The organism is Agromyces sp. MMS24-JH15, from assembly GCF_043518605.1.
In the GTDB taxonomy this organism is placed as follows: Bacteria; Actinomycetota; Actinomycetes; order Actinomycetales; family Microbacteriaceae; genus Agromyces.
Genome location: NZ_CP171358.1, coordinates 2,381,655 through 2,395,750 on the forward strand (window position 1 = coordinate 2,381,655; position 14,096 = coordinate 2,395,750).

Annotated in this window: 14 protein-coding genes; 8 read left to right on the forward strand and 6 right to left on the reverse strand. The window is 72.0% G+C overall.

Annotation, left to right across the window (positions count from 1 at the left end):
• Positions 1 to 5: 5 nt before the first annotated feature.
• Positions 6 to 1,616 (reverse strand): acyl-CoA carboxylase subunit beta, encoded by a 1,611-nt coding sequence (locus ACDF64_RS10780; RefSeq protein ID WP_394551153.1) that lies wholly within the window; start codon positions 1,614 to 1,616, stop codon positions 6 to 8.
• A 93-nt stretch (positions 1,617 to 1,709) separates the two neighbouring features.
• On the opposite strand from ACDF64_RS10780, the gene ACDF64_RS10785 reads away from it, so the two are divergent.
• The 3 genes from ACDF64_RS10785 (at position 1,710) to ACDF64_RS10795 (ending at position 4,178) form a co-directional block, all read left to right on the forward strand.
• On the forward strand, positions 1,710 to 2,549 hold the full coding sequence (locus tag ACDF64_RS10785) for a biotin--[acetyl-CoA-carboxylase] ligase (protein WP_394551155.1): 840 nt from the start codon (positions 1,710 to 1,712) through the stop codon (positions 2,547 to 2,549).
• A gap of 75 nt (positions 2,550 to 2,624) precedes the next feature.
• A complete protein-coding gene (locus tag ACDF64_RS10790; RefSeq protein ID WP_394551157.1) occupies positions 2,625 to 3,197 on the forward strand; it encodes a PH domain-containing protein in 573 nt (190 codons plus the stop codon).
• Positions 3,198 to 3,329: 132 nt separating this feature from the next.
• Entirely contained in the window at positions 3,330 to 4,178 is an 849-nt protein-coding gene (locus ACDF64_RS10795) for a DarT ssDNA thymidine ADP-ribosyltransferase family protein (protein WP_394551158.1), read from the forward strand.
• On the opposite strand, the gene ACDF64_RS10800 is transcribed toward ACDF64_RS10795, so the two are convergent.
• Positions 4,136 to 4,783: a GtrA family protein gene (locus ACDF64_RS10800; RefSeq protein ID WP_394551160.1), complete on the reverse strand. Its 648-nt coding sequence runs from the start codon at positions 4,781 to 4,783 to the stop codon at positions 4,136 to 4,138. The two genes, ACDF64_RS10795 and ACDF64_RS10800, sit on opposite strands and share 43 nt — an antisense overlap.
• Before the next feature lie 89 nt (positions 4,784 to 4,872).
• On the opposite strand from ACDF64_RS10800, the gene ACDF64_RS10805 reads away from it, so the two are divergent.
• Positions 4,873 to 6,003, forward strand: coding sequence for a 5-(carboxyamino)imidazole ribonucleotide synthase (locus tag ACDF64_RS10805; protein ID WP_394551162.1), 1,131 nt, complete (start codon positions 4,873 to 4,875; stop codon positions 6,001 to 6,003).
• Positions 6,004 to 6,067: 64 nt separating this feature from the next.
• Here ACDF64_RS10805 and ACDF64_RS10810 read toward each other — a convergent pair whose 3' ends face one another.
• A complete protein-coding gene (locus tag ACDF64_RS10810; RefSeq protein ID WP_394551163.1) occupies positions 6,068 to 7,204 on the reverse strand; it encodes a glycosyltransferase family 4 protein in 1,137 nt (378 codons plus the stop codon).
• 228 nt (positions 7,205 to 7,432) lie between these two features.
• On the opposite strand from ACDF64_RS10810, the gene purE reads away from it, so the two are divergent.
• Together purE and ACDF64_RS10820 are read left to right on the forward strand one after the other, a co-directional pair.
• On the forward strand, positions 7,433 to 7,900 hold the full coding sequence (gene purE, locus ACDF64_RS10815) for a 5-(carboxyamino)imidazole ribonucleotide mutase (protein ID WP_394555113.1): 468 nt from the start codon (positions 7,433 to 7,435) through the stop codon (positions 7,898 to 7,900).
• 50 nt (positions 7,901 to 7,950) lie between these two features.
• Positions 7,951 to 9,261, forward strand: coding sequence for an LCP family protein (locus ACDF64_RS10820; RefSeq protein ID WP_394551165.1), 1,311 nt, complete (start codon positions 7,951 to 7,953; stop codon positions 9,259 to 9,261).
• A 21-nt stretch (positions 9,262 to 9,282) separates the two neighbouring features.
• Here the strand turns inward: ACDF64_RS10820 and ACDF64_RS10825 are convergent, their stop codons facing one another.
• Entirely contained in the window at positions 9,283 to 10,239 is a 957-nt protein-coding gene (locus tag ACDF64_RS10825; protein ID WP_394551167.1) for a glycosyltransferase, read from the reverse strand.
• Positions 10,240 to 10,279: 40 nt separating this feature from the next.
• Here ACDF64_RS10825 and ACDF64_RS10830 point away from each other — a divergent pair, with 40 nt between their 5' ends.
• Entirely contained in the window at positions 10,280 to 10,564 is a 285-nt protein-coding gene (locus tag ACDF64_RS10830) for a hypothetical protein (RefSeq protein WP_394551169.1), read from the forward strand.
• On the forward strand, positions 10,561 to 12,084 hold the full coding sequence (locus tag ACDF64_RS10835) for a glycosyltransferase (protein WP_394551171.1): 1,524 nt from the start codon (positions 10,561 to 10,563) through the stop codon (positions 12,082 to 12,084). Before ACDF64_RS10830 ends, ACDF64_RS10835 begins: the two co-directional genes overlap by 4 nt.
• Before the next feature lie 57 nt (positions 12,085 to 12,141).
• Here ACDF64_RS10835 and rfbD read toward each other — a convergent pair whose 3' ends face one another.
• Positions 12,142 to 12,990 (reverse strand): dTDP-4-dehydrorhamnose reductase, encoded by an 849-nt coding sequence (gene rfbD / locus ACDF64_RS10840; RefSeq protein WP_394551173.1) that lies wholly within the window; start codon positions 12,988 to 12,990, stop codon positions 12,142 to 12,144.
• A 1-nt stretch (position 12,991) separates the two neighbouring features.
• The gene (rfbB, locus tag ACDF64_RS10845; RefSeq protein WP_394551175.1) at positions 12,992 to 13,987 is read right to left on the reverse strand and encodes a dTDP-glucose 4,6-dehydratase; all 996 of its coding nucleotides are present in this window, start codon (positions 13,985 to 13,987) and stop codon (positions 12,992 to 12,994) included.
• Positions 13,988 to 14,096: the final 109 nt, after the last annotated feature.

A 14,096-nucleotide genomic window follows, 5' to 3' on the forward strand; every position in this document is an offset into this window, starting at 1 on the left:
TCCGCTCAGAGCGGGATGTTCCCGTGCTTCTTCGGCGGCAGGCTCGCGCGCTTCGTCCGGAGCGTGCGCAGCGCCTTGACGATGGCGACGCGAGTCGCGGACGGGTCGATCACGCCGTCGATCTCGCCGCGCTCGGCGGCGAGGTACGGGGAGGCGATGTTGTACGTGTACTCGTTGGCGAGCTGGGTGCGCACGGCCGCGACGTCCTCGCCGGCCTCCTCGGCGCGCTTGAGCTCGGGCCGGTACAGGATGTTGACGGCGCCCTGGCCGCCCATGACGGCGATCTCCGCGGTGGGCCACGCGTAGTTGAGGTCCGCGCCGAGCTGCTTCGAGCCCATGACGATGTACGCGCCGCCGTAGGCCTTGCGCGTGATGATCGTGACGAGCGGCACTGTCGCCTCGGCGTAGGCGTAGAGCAGCTTCGCGCCGCGTCGGATGACGCCGGTCCACTCCTGGTCGGTGCCGGGGAGGTACCCGGGCACGTCCACGAGCGTGAGGATCGGCAGGCCGAAGGCGTCGCAGAAGCGCACGAATCGGGCGGCCTTCTCGCCGGCCGCGATGTTCAGGGTCCCGGCCATCTGGTTGGGCTGGTTGGCGATGATGCCGACCGAGCGCCCCTCGACGCGGGCGAAGCCGATGACGATGTTCGGGGCGAACAGCGGCTGGACCTCGAGGAAGTCGCCGTGGTCGACGAGCCCCTGGATCACCTGGTGCATGTCGTACGGCTGGTTCGGCGAGTCCGGGATGATCGTGTCGAGGCGGTGGTCCGCGTCGGTGATCTCGAGCTCGACCTCGGCGTCGTACACGGGCGCGTCGCTCATGTTGTTGTCGGGGAGGAACGACACGAGCGTGCGCGCGTAGTCGAGCGCGTCGGACTCGTCGCTCGCGAGGTAGTGGGCCACGCCCGAGACGGTGTTGTGGGTGAGCGCGCCGCCGAGCTCCTCCATGCCGACGTCCTCGCCGGTCACGGTCTTGATCACGTCGGGGCCGGTGACGAACATCTGGCTCGTCTTGTCGACCATGATCACGAAGTCGGTGAGCGCGGGGGAGTACACCGCGCCGCCGGCGGCCGGACCGCACACGATCGAGATCTGCGGGATGACGCCCGAGGCCGCGGTGTTGCGGCGGAAGATCTCGCCGTACTTGCCGAGCGCGACGACGCCCTCCTGGATGCGCGCGCCGCCCGAGTCGAGGATGCCGATGATCGGGACGCCGGTCTTCAGCGCGAGGTCCATCACCTTGATGATCTTCTCGCCGGCGACCTCGCCCAGCGAGCCGCCGAACGTCGTGAAGTCCTGCGAGTAGACGGCGACACGCCGGCCGTGGATGGTGCCGGTGCCGGTCACGACCGAGTCGCCGTACGGCCGCTTCTCCTCCATGCCGAACGCGTGCGTGCGGTGCCGGACGAACTCGTCGAGCTCGACGAACGAGCCGTGGTCGAGCAGTTCGGTGATGCGCTCGCGCGCGGTCAGCTTCCCCTTCGGGTGCTGCTTGGCCGCTGCGGCCTCGCTCGCCGCGACGACCGCCGCGTGATAGCGGGTCTTGAGGTCGGCCAGTCGGCCGGCGGTGGTGGAGAGGTCTGGGCCGTCGGGAAGCGCATCGGTCACGCGGTTCACTCTACCCGCGCCACTCCGGCCCGATCGGTTGAGGGATTCCTACAAATCAGGCCCGGATACTAGCCTGAATCCCACACGGATCCGGAGGTGGAGATGAGTTGGGATCGGTCGCGCGCGACGGTGCCGAGGTTCGAGTTCCTCGAGCAGGCGGAGTCGACCAACGACGTCCTGCGCGATGCCGCGGCGGGCCCCGAGGCCGATGCGTGGCCGCACGGCTCGGTCGTCGTGACCGACGACCAGACGCGCGGTCGCGGGCGGCTCGGGCGCACCTGGCTCGCGCCGACCGGCAAGACGCTCGCGATCTCGCTGCTCCTGCGCCCGCTCGACGCCGAGGGGCATCCGCTCCCGCCCGAGGCGCTCGGCTGGATCCCCCTGCTGGCCGGCGCGGCCATGACCGCGGCGGTGCGCCGGGCGGTCGAGACCGGTCCGCCGGCCGACGAGGGCGAGGATGCCTCGGGCGGCGTCGACGTCGAGCTCAAGTGGCCGAACGACGTCCTCATCTCGGGGTACAAGGCGAGCGGCATCCTGACCGAGCTCTCGCCGGACGGGACCGCCGTCGTCGTCGGCGCCGGGCTCAACCTGACGCTCGACGAGCACGACCTCCCCGCGATCACCGCGACCTCGCTCCTGCTCGCGACCGGGCGGGAGCCCGACGGCGACGCGGTCCTCGCGGACTACCTCTCGACGCTGCTCGCCGCGTTCGACGCGTTCGCCGCCGCCGGCGGGGACGCCGCGGCGAGCGGCACGGCCGACCTGGTCGCGGGCCTCTGCGGGACGATCGGCACCGAGGTGCGCGTCGAACTGCCCGGCGGCGCGATCCTCGTCGGCACGGCCGAGGCGCTCGACGAGGGCGGGCGGCTGATCGTGCGCGATCACGACACCGGCGAGCCGCGCGCGGTCGCGGCGGGCGACGTCACGCACCTGCGCTACTGAGCGAGTGCGGCAGCGGACCCGCGCGATCCGGGACGTCGCGCCCGGCGCCGGCGACCCGTCGCGGATAATGGCGGCATGGGCTCCGCTCCGCGTTCCGACCCGGCCGGCGTTCCGAAGGGGGCGACCGAGCGGGTGGTGGCTCGGATCCGGCGGCACGGCAGGATCCTGATCCTGCCCTCGCTGCTGCTCATCGTCGTGGCCGGCGCGACGTCGTACCTGGTCGCCACGCTCGACGAGGCGTGGCAGCGGATCGCGGTGCTCGCCGCGGGCGGGGTGCTCGTGCTCGTCGGCACGGCGCTGCCGCTGCTCGCCTGGCTCGGCACCCGGACGACGATCACGACGACGCGGGTCATCCTGCGCTCCGGAGTCTTCGTGCGCACGCGGCGCGACCTGCCGCACCGGGCCGGCTACGCCGTCAGCGTGCGCCGCAGCCTCGGGCAGCGGATGGCCGGATCCGGCGACGTGCGCATCGACGCCGGCCACGACCGGCCCGTGATCGTGCTGCGGGACGTGCCGAGTCCCGAGGTCGTCGCGTCCGCGCTGCACGAGTTGACCGAGGACGCGGTGCGCGCGGGGATGCCGTTCGCGACACGCCCGTTCGCTGGAGGCGGGGACACGGGCGACACCGTGGCGTGGGGATCGCGCTGAGCCCGTCGGCATGCCGAGCCCCGGCGTCGAGCCCGTCCACCCGACCCCGCCCGGCGGAGGACGCCCGCGTGAGCGCGTACAGTTGTCGGGCGGTGCCCGATGAACCCGGTCGGGCCGCGAGGAGAGGGAACAGTGGCAGACGAGTGCATCCACGGATTCGATGACGGGCTCTGCGCCATCTGCTTCCCCCCACCGGTCCCCGAGGGCCTGGCCGCGCCGACGCGCACCTCGTCGCGCTCCGCTCGCGTCCCCGGGACCCGTCCCCGCACGGCGCCGTCGCGCACGAGCCCGTCGTCCCGCGTCGCGGGCGCATCCGCGAGCAGGCTCGACGGCCCGCCGATCGACGCCAAGGCGCTGCGCATTTACCACGTCACGCACCTCGACAACCTCGCCCGGATCCTCGGATCCGGCGGGCTGCAGGCCGACGCGGGCGATCCGGCGGCCGAGCCCGTCGTCGACATCGCCGCTCCCGCGGTACGCGAGTACCGCCGCTCCGCGGTGCTGTCGGGCACCGACCAGCCCATCGCCGCGCACGTGCCGTTCTTCCTGCACATCGACGCGCTCCTGTGGGATGCGGTCCGGCGCGGCGACGCCGACCCGCGCCTCGTCGACGGCCTCGCCGCCGGCGACTTCATCGTGCTCGTCTCGACCGTCGGCCAGGCGGCCGGAGCCCGTGCCGACACGCCGGGGATCCTGGCGGTCGCCGACGGCGACCCGGCGCTGCCGGGCGCCGAGGTCGCGACCGAGCCGCAGGCGATCGAGCGGATGCTCCGCCTGCTCGCCCGAGGCGACGCCGAGGGCCTGCGCGCAGCGGAACTCCTCGTCGCGGACCACGTCGCGCTCGAACGGTTCGTGCTCATCGCGGTCCCGAACGAGCCCGTGCGCGATCGCGTGAAGCGCGCGCTCGACGGCATCGGCGTGCGCACGCGCGTCGCCGTCTACCCGCCCTGGTTCCAGCCCGCGCTCGCACCCGGCGCCTGAACCGGGTCGTCGGTCGCGTCGTCCGCTCCGGGCGGCGCGACGCGCGAGCGTGCGCGCACGGCCTGCTCGACGGGAGCGACGGGCGGCTCCTCGAAGAGCGCGCGCTGCGCCTCCTCGACGCGCGCGACGCGCGAGAGCCCGTCGGCGCGGTGCGCGCCCCACACCCAATAGCGGTAGAGGGCGAAGCGGAACGCCGTGCCGAGCCCGAGGCCGACGACGTTCGAGGCGATGTTGTCCGCGAGCAGGGTGTCGAAGCCCAGCACGTGGTGGCTGAGCCACAGGCAGCAGAGCGAGATCGCCATGCCGCCGAGCGACACGACGGCGTACTCCGCGAACTCGCGCAGGTAGTTCCGCCTGCGGTGGTCGCGGAACGTCCAGTAGCGGTTGCCGATCCAGTTGAAGACGATCGCCACGATCGTCGAGATGGTCTTCGCGCCGAGTGGGGACTGCGCCCACCCGTCGATGCCGAACACCCCGAGCCGCAGCGCGTTGAACACCGTGACGTCCAGCACGAGGCCGATGGCGCCGACCACGCCGAACTTCAGCGCGTACGCGATGAAGCCGTTCCACGCGCGAGCGAGGAGCGCGGCGGCACTGGTGGTCACGCGGGGAATCCTAGTCGTCGGCGGCGCGCCTAGACTGGGAGCGCGGTGCGCTCGCGCCGCGTCAGGACGACGGAGAGTGGGTCGCGCGAGTGCGGGTCGGAGTGATCGGCGGCGGACAGCTGGCGAGGATGATGATTCCCGCGGCGATCGAGTTGGGCGTGGACCTCCGGGTCCTCGCCGAGGCCGAGGGGATGGCCGCCGGGCTCGCGGCCGACCGGGTGGGCGACTACGCCGACGCCGGGACCGTCCTGGAGTTCGCGAGCACCGTCGACGTCGTCACGTTCGACCACGAGCACGTCCCGCAGGACGTGCTGCGCGCGCTCGTGGACGCCGGGATCGCGGTGCGCCCCGGGCCGGACGCGCTGCGGTTCGCCCAGGACAAGCTCCTCATGCGCGAGCGGCTCTCCGAGCTCGGCCTCCCCGTGCCCGACTGGGCGCGGGTCGAGACGACCGCCGAGCTCGACGCGTTCATCCGCGACCACGGCGGCGCCGCGGTCGTGAAGACCCCCAGGGGCGGGTACGACGGCAAGGGCGTGCGGGTGGTCCGCTCGTCGGGCGAGGTCGCCGAGTGGTTCGCGGCGATCGCCGAGGACGGGCGGGCGGGCGCCCTGCTCGTCGAGGAACTCGTCGACTTCAAGCGCGAGCTCGCGCAGCTCGTGGCGCGTCGCCCGAGCGGCGAGGTCGTCGCCTGGCCGCTCGTGGAGACCGTGCAGGTCGGCGGCGTGTGCAGCGAGGTCATCGCACCTGCGCCGAGGTCCGCGGGCCGGATCGCCGACGTCGCGGCCGAGGTCGCGATCTCGATCGCCGAGGGCCTCGGCGTCACCGGCGTCATGGCGGTCGAGCTCTTCGAGACCACCGACGAGCGCGTGCTCGTGAACGAGCTCGCGATGCGGCCGCACAACAGCGGCCACTGGTCGATGGACGGCGCGACGACGGGCCAGTTCGAGCAGCACCTCCGCGCGGTGCTCGACCTGCCGCTCGGCGGGACCGGGACGCACCGGCCGTGGTCGGTCATGGTCAACATCCTCGGCGGTCCCGCGGAGGGCTCGCTCGCGGAGCGGTACGTCGGCGCCATGACGGAGCATCCGACCGCCAAGATCCACAACTACGGCAAGGATCCGCGGCCCGGCCGGAAGGTCGGCCACGTGACGGCGATCGGCGACGAGCTCGACGACGTCGTCTACGAGGCGCGCGCGGCGGCGGCGGCCTTCGAGGGCTGAGCCCGGCGCGGCCTCCGAGGCCGAGCGCGCGGCGGCGGCGGCCTTCGAGGGCTGAGCGCGTCGATCAGAGGTCGGCGTGCAGCTGCCAGGTGCGGTCTGCGGCGTCGTCCCAGCTGAACGCGCGCGCGCGGTCGAGACCGCCGATGCGCATGCGGTCGGCGAGCGCGCGGTCCTCGACGACCGCGGCGATCGAGGCCGCGAGCCGGTCGGCGTAGGGATCTCCGCCCACGCCGACGGCGACCACGAGGCCCGAACCTGCCGCGGCCTCGGTGTACTCGGGCGTGTCCGAGTGCACGACCGGCAGGCCGGCCGAGAGGGCCTCGATCACGACCTCCGGGTGGCCCTCGGCATGGGCGGGCGCGATGAACGCGCTCGCGTGGCGGAGCAGCGTGCCGTACTCGGCGTCGGTGAGCCCGTCGATCGCGCGCACGCGACCGGGCCGGAGCCCCGCGTCGTCGGCCGCGGCCGCGACGTGCTGCTCGCCCCAGGTCGCCGGTCCGGCGATCACGAGCGGCAGGTCGGGCACGCCCGGCCGGGCGAGCGCGGTGAGGAGGTCGACGAGCCCCGTGCGGGGCTCGAGGGTCCCGACCGTCACGAGGTACTGGCCGGGCAGGCCGAGCGCGGCGCGGCGCTCCTCGTCGCCCGGAGCGGTGAGCCCGCCCCGGGGCGCCGGGGGCACCACTCGGAGGCGGTCGCCGAAGCCGTACCGCTCCTCGAGGCGGGTCGCGAGCGCGTGCGAGGTCGCGACGATCGCGTCGGCGTGCTTGCGGGCGCGCTTCAGCATCGCGCGCCGCCACGCGGCCTCGGCGCTGGAGAGCGAGTCGGGATGCGTCGTCGCGATGGTGTCGTGCACGGTGACCACGACCTGGTCGCCCCCGGCGGGGTCGTGCCGTCGCATGGGCGCGAGGAGCGTGGGGGAGTGGATGATCCCGCCGCCGGGCGAGGTCGTCAGCCCGAGCTGCCAGGCGGCGCGGAGCTCGCGACGCGCGAGCGAGGTCTTGTAGAGGTCCGCGAGGCCGGGGAGCGCCGCGGTGATCGCGTCGTACTCCTCCGGTGGCGAGGAGGACACGATGCCCTCGACCGCGGTCCCGCCGGGCGCCCGCCGGATGAGCGCCTCGGTCAGATCCCGCGTGTAGCGCGCGGAGGGGCCCGAACCCGGTGCGGCCATCGCGTCGACCACGACGCGCAGGCGAATGGTCATGCACAGCCTCCATCGATCCGGTTCGGATGCCACCCTAGCCGCCCCCGAACGGGGGCGACGTCCCCTCCACAGTCGCGGTCGCGTCCACGGGCGCGCACCGGCGCCCGTCGCGGCCCGGGCCGGGCGTCGTGCACCGCGCGCGGGTGTGGCTGACGCGTTCTCCCAGCCCGCGGTCGTAGGATCGATCGAGTGACCGAGCACTCCGTGAACCCTGTCGTCGGCGTCGTGATGGGTTCCGACTCCGACTGGACCGTCATGAGCGAGGCGGCCGCCGTGCTGCACGAGTTCGGCATCCCGCACGAGGTCGAGGTCGTGTCCGCGCACCGCACGCCGCAGAAGATGATCGCCTACGGCACGGAGGCGGCCGGCCGGGGCATCCGCGTCGTCATCGCGGGTGCCGGCGGCGCCGCGCACCTGCCGGGCATGCTCGCCTCGGTGACGACGCTCCCGGTGATCGGCGTGCCCGTGCCGCTCGCGCGCCTCGACGGCCTCGACTCCCTCCTGTCGATCGTGCAGATGCCCGCGGGCATCCCGGTCGCGACCGTGTCGATCGGCGGCGCGCGCAACGCCGGACTCCTCGCCGCACGCATCCTCGGCAGCGGGGACCCCGAGCTCACCGCGCGCCTCGCCGCGCACGCCGAGGGCCTCGCCGAACTGGTCGAGGAGAAGAACGAGCGATTGAAGCAGTCGCTGTGACCCTCGCCGCCAGCCCGATCCGGCACCCGGACGCGGGATCGCGTCCGCTGATGACCCGGCGCGCCTGGTGGCTCGTGGGACTCAACCTGCTGATCCCCGGCTCGGCGCAGTCGCTCGCGGGAGATCGGAAGCTCGGCCGCTTCGGGCTCGGCGCGACGCTCGTGCTGTGGACGCTGGCGGTCGCCGCGCTCGTCGTGTGGCTCGTCTGGCCGACGGTCTTCCTCACGATCGTGACCAGCTCCATCGGGCTGTGGGTGATCGCGCTCGTCGCGGTCTTCTACGGCGGGCTCTGGATCGTGCTCACGCTCGACACGCTCCGGCTCGTCCGGCTGGTCAAGACGGCGCCCGCCGCACGCGCCTGGATCGCGCTGTCGAGCGTCTTCGTCATGGTGTTCCTCGCCGGCAGCGCCGGGTACGGCGCGGTGATCGCGACGACCGCGAGCGGGTTCCTGTCGAGCGTGTTCGCGTCGGGCCCGCCCGAGCCGCCCGACGAGAACGGCCGCTACAACGTGCTCCTCCTCGGCGGCGACGCCGGACCCGACCGCGACGGGCTCCGCCCCGACAGCATCCGCGTCGTGAGCATCGACGCCGAGACCGGCCAGGCCGTCACGATCGGCCTCCCGCGCAACCTCGAGGACGTGCCGTTCCCCGAGGACTCGCCGCTCCACGAGGTCTATCCCGAGGGCTACGGCGCGATCGACGGCTGCGAGGTCGACGCCTGCATGCTCAACTCGATCTACACCGAGGTCGAGCTGAAGAGCCCCGAGATGTACCCCGACGCCGAGGCGCAGGGCAGCGAGCCCGGCATCGAGGCGATGCGCGACGCCGTCGAGGGCATCACCGGGCTCGACATCCAGTACTACGTGCTCATCGACATGGCGGGCTTCCAGCAGCTCATCGACGCGCTCGGCGGCGTCGACGTCGTCGTGCCGGAGGACATCCCGATCCACGCGGACGAGACGTTCACGACCGTCGCCGAGTGGATCCCCGCGGGCGAGCAGCACCTCGACGGCTACCACGCGCTCTGGTACGCGCGCTCCCGGCACGGCACGAGCGACTACGACCGGATGGCCCGTCAGCTCCAGATCCAGGAGTCGATGCTCGCGCAGTTCAACCCTGCGAACGTGCTCGCGAAGTTCCAGGAGATCGCCGCGGCCGGGTCGCAGGTCGTGAAGACGGATGTCCCGCAGTCGATGCTCGGCTACTTCGTGAACCTGGCGTCCAAGACCAAGGAGCTGCCGATCGTCGCCGTCGACCTCGTGCCGGACAACGGCGTCGACCCGGAGGAGCCGGACTACGCGGTTATCCTCCAGCTCGTCCAGCAGGCGGTCGTGCCGCCGACGCCGGAGCCGACCGAGTAGGGCCGGTGGGCCCCGGCAGGCTCAGGAGACGACGCGGCGAAGCCAGCCGGGGATCATCCCGCGCCGGCGGACGAGTCCGTGGACCGTACCCGTGGTGATGGCGAGGAACTGCGCGAACCGCTGCGGGCCGCTCACGATCGAGACGATCATCCCGCCCGTCTCGCGCTTGAGGACTGCGGCGACCCAGCGCGGACGCTTGCGGGCGTTGCGGAACACGAGGTCGATGTTGTTCCGGGCGATGTAGTACCGGCGGAACGGCGAGTGGTATTGATACGTCGCGATCCGGCCGTCCTCGTGGCGCAGCGGGATGCCGAACGGCCGCAGTTCGGCTCGTCGCCCGATCGCGTGGCGCACGTCCGTGCCCTTGGCCACGGCGATCCGGAACCCGTGGTCGCGCACGCGCAGGCAGTACTCGGTGTCGACGGTGTCGATGACGAGCCGTTCGTCGAACAGGCCGGCGGACTCGAGGCACTCGCGGCTGATGACGAACCCGGTCTGGATCGCCTCCGGTACGAGCCCGAAGCCCTCCGGCGACACCCAGGTCGGGAGCGCCGGTGCGCCGTTGACACGGTCGACGCAGACGATGCCGACGCGGGTCACCGGGTTCGCGGCGGCGAAGATCCGCATCGCCGTGTCGATGTACCCGTCGGGCAGGACGGTGTCCTGGTCGAGGTTCACGACGAAGTCGGCGTCCGCTTCCAGCGCAGCATGCACGCCGGCGTTGAGTGCCGCGGCGATCCCGGAATTGCGGTCGAGGCGGAGGACGACATGGCCTGCCGCTCCGAGGCGGGAGAGGATCTCGTCGGCATCCGCGCCGGATCCGTCGTCGACGATGAAGACGCCGTCGACCTGCTTCGCGAGGGCGGACAGGCGGTCCTCGACCTCCGCATCGGGGTGGTACGTGGGGACCACGGCGAGTACCCGGGGATGTGCTCCCACGGTGGTCGAACGGGCACGGGGCGGGTTCGGCGCGGGCATTAGGCTAGTTTACGACCGCTGCCGAAAGGATCGAGAACCGGTGCCTGCAACCCCGACGCCGACCTGGCCAGATGAGACGCCCGAGGCGCGACCCACCCGTGAGCAGGAGCTCGCCGCCGAGCGACTCGCGTTCACGGACCGGATCACCGGTCTCGAGCAACAGGTCAAGGAGCTCCGGGCGACGTCGCTGCTCGGTCCGAGCGAACTGGTCGCCGCCGAGGCGAATCTCGCTCAGATCCAGGGTTCGCGGACCTGGCGGGTCGGTCGCCTCGTGATGCTCCCGGTGCGCGTGCTCCGCGCAGCCAAGCGGCGAGTCCTGGGATGACCGCGATCGACGAAGCGCTCGCGTCCCGGATCGAGGCGTGGATCGACGCGGCGGGCATGGACGCCGGCGCGCTCGCCCGCACGATCGACGGCGTCATCGCAGCGGGCGTTCCGACCGAGCGGATGCGGGTGCTCGTCGATGACGCCCAGCCGGAGGGCCGGGAGCGGGCAGCAGAGCTTCGCGGCACGGCCGATGCCGCTCGAGTCGCCGTGCTGGCCGCCGACGCTGCGGCCCTGAACGCTCGGATCGAGGAGACCGAAGCCGACACGTTGTTCCTCGTCCGGTGGGGCCGTCTCACGCCGACGGCGATTCCCGGCGGGGTGGGTTTCCTCGACCGCAACCCGGGTATCCACCTCGTCTACGGCGACTCGGTGACCGACCAGGGGCTCCCGTTGCTTCGTCCGCTCGCCTCGCCGATCAGGCTTCGGAGCAACGACTACCTCGGTCCGGTGGTGGTCGGTCGCGTCGCCGCCATACGCGCGCTCGGCGGGTTCCGACCCGAGGCGAGACGTGCGCAGGTCCTCGACCTGGCGCTGCGGGTCGACGCCGAGGGTGGCGGCATCGCCCTGCTGCCCCTGGTGCTCGCGACCGAGGATCTCGCTCCCGGCGATTTCGCCGGAACCGCTGAGGCGCAGCGACAGGTCGTCGAGGCCGCGCTCGAACGCGCAGGTCAGCGGGCGAAGGTCGACGAGTTGGAACCGTTCGTGCGTCGGATCCGGTACGAGATCGTCGGTGAGCCGCTCGTGTCGATCATCATCCCGACGCGTGGCGGTTCGGCGGAGATCGCCGGGAAGGATCGCGTGCTCGTCGTCGAGGCGGTGCGCGGCATCGTCGACCGATCGACGTACCGCAACGTCGAGTTCGTCATCGTCGCCGACGACGTCACCCCGGACGCGGTCGTCGACGAGCTCCGCGACCTCTGCGGCGATCGCCTCCGACTGGTGCTCTGGGACGCGCCGTTCAACTTCAGCGCGAAGATGAATCGGGGTGCCGTCGCCGCGTCGGGCGAGTACCTCCTGCTCCTGAACGACGACGTCGAAGTCGTCACCGACGACTGGATCGAATCGATGCTCGGTCTCGCGCAGCAGCGCGGCGTCGGCATCGTCGGCGCGCAGTTGTACTTCGAGGACAGCACCGTTCAGCACGCGGGGCAGGTCTACACGGGCGGAGTCGCCGGGCACGCGGCCTTCGGGTGGGTCGGCGGCCGCGACGATTCCATCAAGTCGATGTCGACCGACCACGAGGTCTCGGGCGTGACCGCCGCGTGCGCGCTCATCTCACGGGACCTGTACTTCGAGGTCGGCGGATTCACGCTCGAGCTTCCCGGCAACTACAACGACGTCGACCTCAACCTCAAGGTCCGCGAGACGGGCCGCTCCGCGGTCTTCACCCCATGGGCGCGGCTCTACCACTTCGAGTCGAAGACGCGCGATCCGCGGATCCTCCCGAGTGATCTCGACACGCTCCAGGCGCGCTGGAAGCGTCGGATGCAGGTCGAGCTGTACTCGCGGATGCTCTGAGCCGCTCCCCGCGGCCGCGCGACCCGATCCGATCCGCTGCGGCGCGCGGCCGCGAGGTCAACCGGAGACGGCGCCGCTCGTCACGGCATCATGGAGCGCCTCGCGCCAGTCTCGCATCGGCTCGAGGCCGGCGGCACGCCAGGCGTCGTGACCGAGTACCGAATACGCGGGTCGCGGGGCCGGTCGCACGAACGACGAGCTGTCGGTCGGCGTGATCCGCTCCGCGTCGAGGCCCGACTCGGCGAGCACCGCGCGCGCGAACTCGAACCAGCTCGCCTGTCCGGCGTTGGTGCCGTGGTAGATGCCGGCCGGGGCATCCGCCTCGACGAGTTCGACGAGCTTGCGGGCGAGGTCGGCCGTCCAGGTGGGCTGGCCGACCTGATCGTCGACCACCGACCACGTGTCCTTCGCGGCGGCCAGCTTGAGCATGGTGGCGGCGAAGTTCGGACCGTGCTCGCCGTACAGCCACGCGGTGCGCACGATGTACGTTCCGCCGGGGTGGGCCGCGAGTGCGAGCTCCTCACCCGCTGCCTTCGTGCGGCCGTAGGCGTTGAGCGGGTCCCGGGGCCGGTCCTCCGCGTACGGCGCGCTCGCGTGCCCGTCGAAGACGTAATCGGTCGAGACCGTGACCAGGCGCGCGCCGGTCGCGGCGCACGCCGATGCGAGGTTGGCCGTGCCGGTGGCGTTCACGGCGTAGGCGGTCGCCTCGTCGGCCTCGGCATCGTCGACCTTCGTGTACGCCGCGCAGTTGAAGACGACGTCGTGGCCTGCGACCGCCGCAGCGACGGCCGTGGCATCCGTCACGTCGAGATCGGCGCGACCCAGCGCGGTCACCTCGTGACCCGCGAGGGCGTCCTGCAGATCGCGCCCGAGCATGCCGGACGCGCCGGTGATCAGCGCGCGCACCCTACTGGCCCTGCGCCTGGTAGCGCGCCTCGGTCGCGGCCTTCTGCGGGCCCCACCACGCCTCGTTGTCGCGGTACCACGCGATCGTGTCGGCGAGGCCTGCGGCGAAGTCGGAGTACTGCGGCGTCCAGCCGAGCTCGGTGCGCAGCTTCGTCGAGTCGATGGCGTACCGGAGGTCGTGGCCCGGCCGGTCGGTCACGAGGTCGTAGGCGTCGCTCGACTGCCCGAGCTGGGCCAGGATCGCCTCGACGACCTCCTTGTTGTTCTTCTCGCCGTCTGCGCCGATGAGGTAGGTCTCGCCGATCACGCCCTTCTCGAGGATCGTGAGCACGGCGGAGGAGTGGTCGTTCGCGTGGATCCAGTCGCGCACGTTCTCGCCCGTCCCGTAGAGCTTCGGCCGCTCGCCGCGCAGCACGTTCGTGATCTGGCGCGGGATGAACTTCTCGACGTGCTGGTACGGACCGTAGTTGTTCGAGCAGTTCGAGATCGTCGCCTGCAGGCCGAACGACCGCACCCACGCTCGGACGAGGAGGTCGCTGCCGGCCTTGGTCGAGGAGTACGGGCTCGACGGGTTGTAGGGGGTCTCTTCGGTGAAGCGCGCGGGGTCGTCGAGTTCGAGGTCGCCGTACACCTCGTCGGTCGAGATGTGGTGGAAGCGGGTGCCATGACGGCGTGCAGCCTCGATCAGCGTGTAGGTGCCGATGATGTTGGTGTCGAGGAACGGCCGCGGGTCGTGCAGCGAGTTGTCGTTGTGGCTCTCGGCGGCGTAGTGCACGACCGCGTCGTGGGATCCGACGAGTTCGTCGACGACCGCTGCGTCCGCGATGTCGCCCTGCACGAAGCGGAAGCGGTCCTGCGGGAGGCCGTCGAGCGAGGCCAGATTGCCGGCGTAGGTCAATTTGTCGAGGACGGTCACCGAGTGGTCGGTGTTCGCCAGCACGTAGTGGACGAAGTTCGAGCCGATGAAGCCGGCGCCGCCGGTCACGAGCAGCCGCATGCGTGGGTCTCCTGTCGATGGGAACCGATCGAGTCTACCCGGCACGCCCGGACAGGCTCGCGTCGGACCGATTCCTCCTGCATACTGTCGACACCCCCGGCAAGGAAGC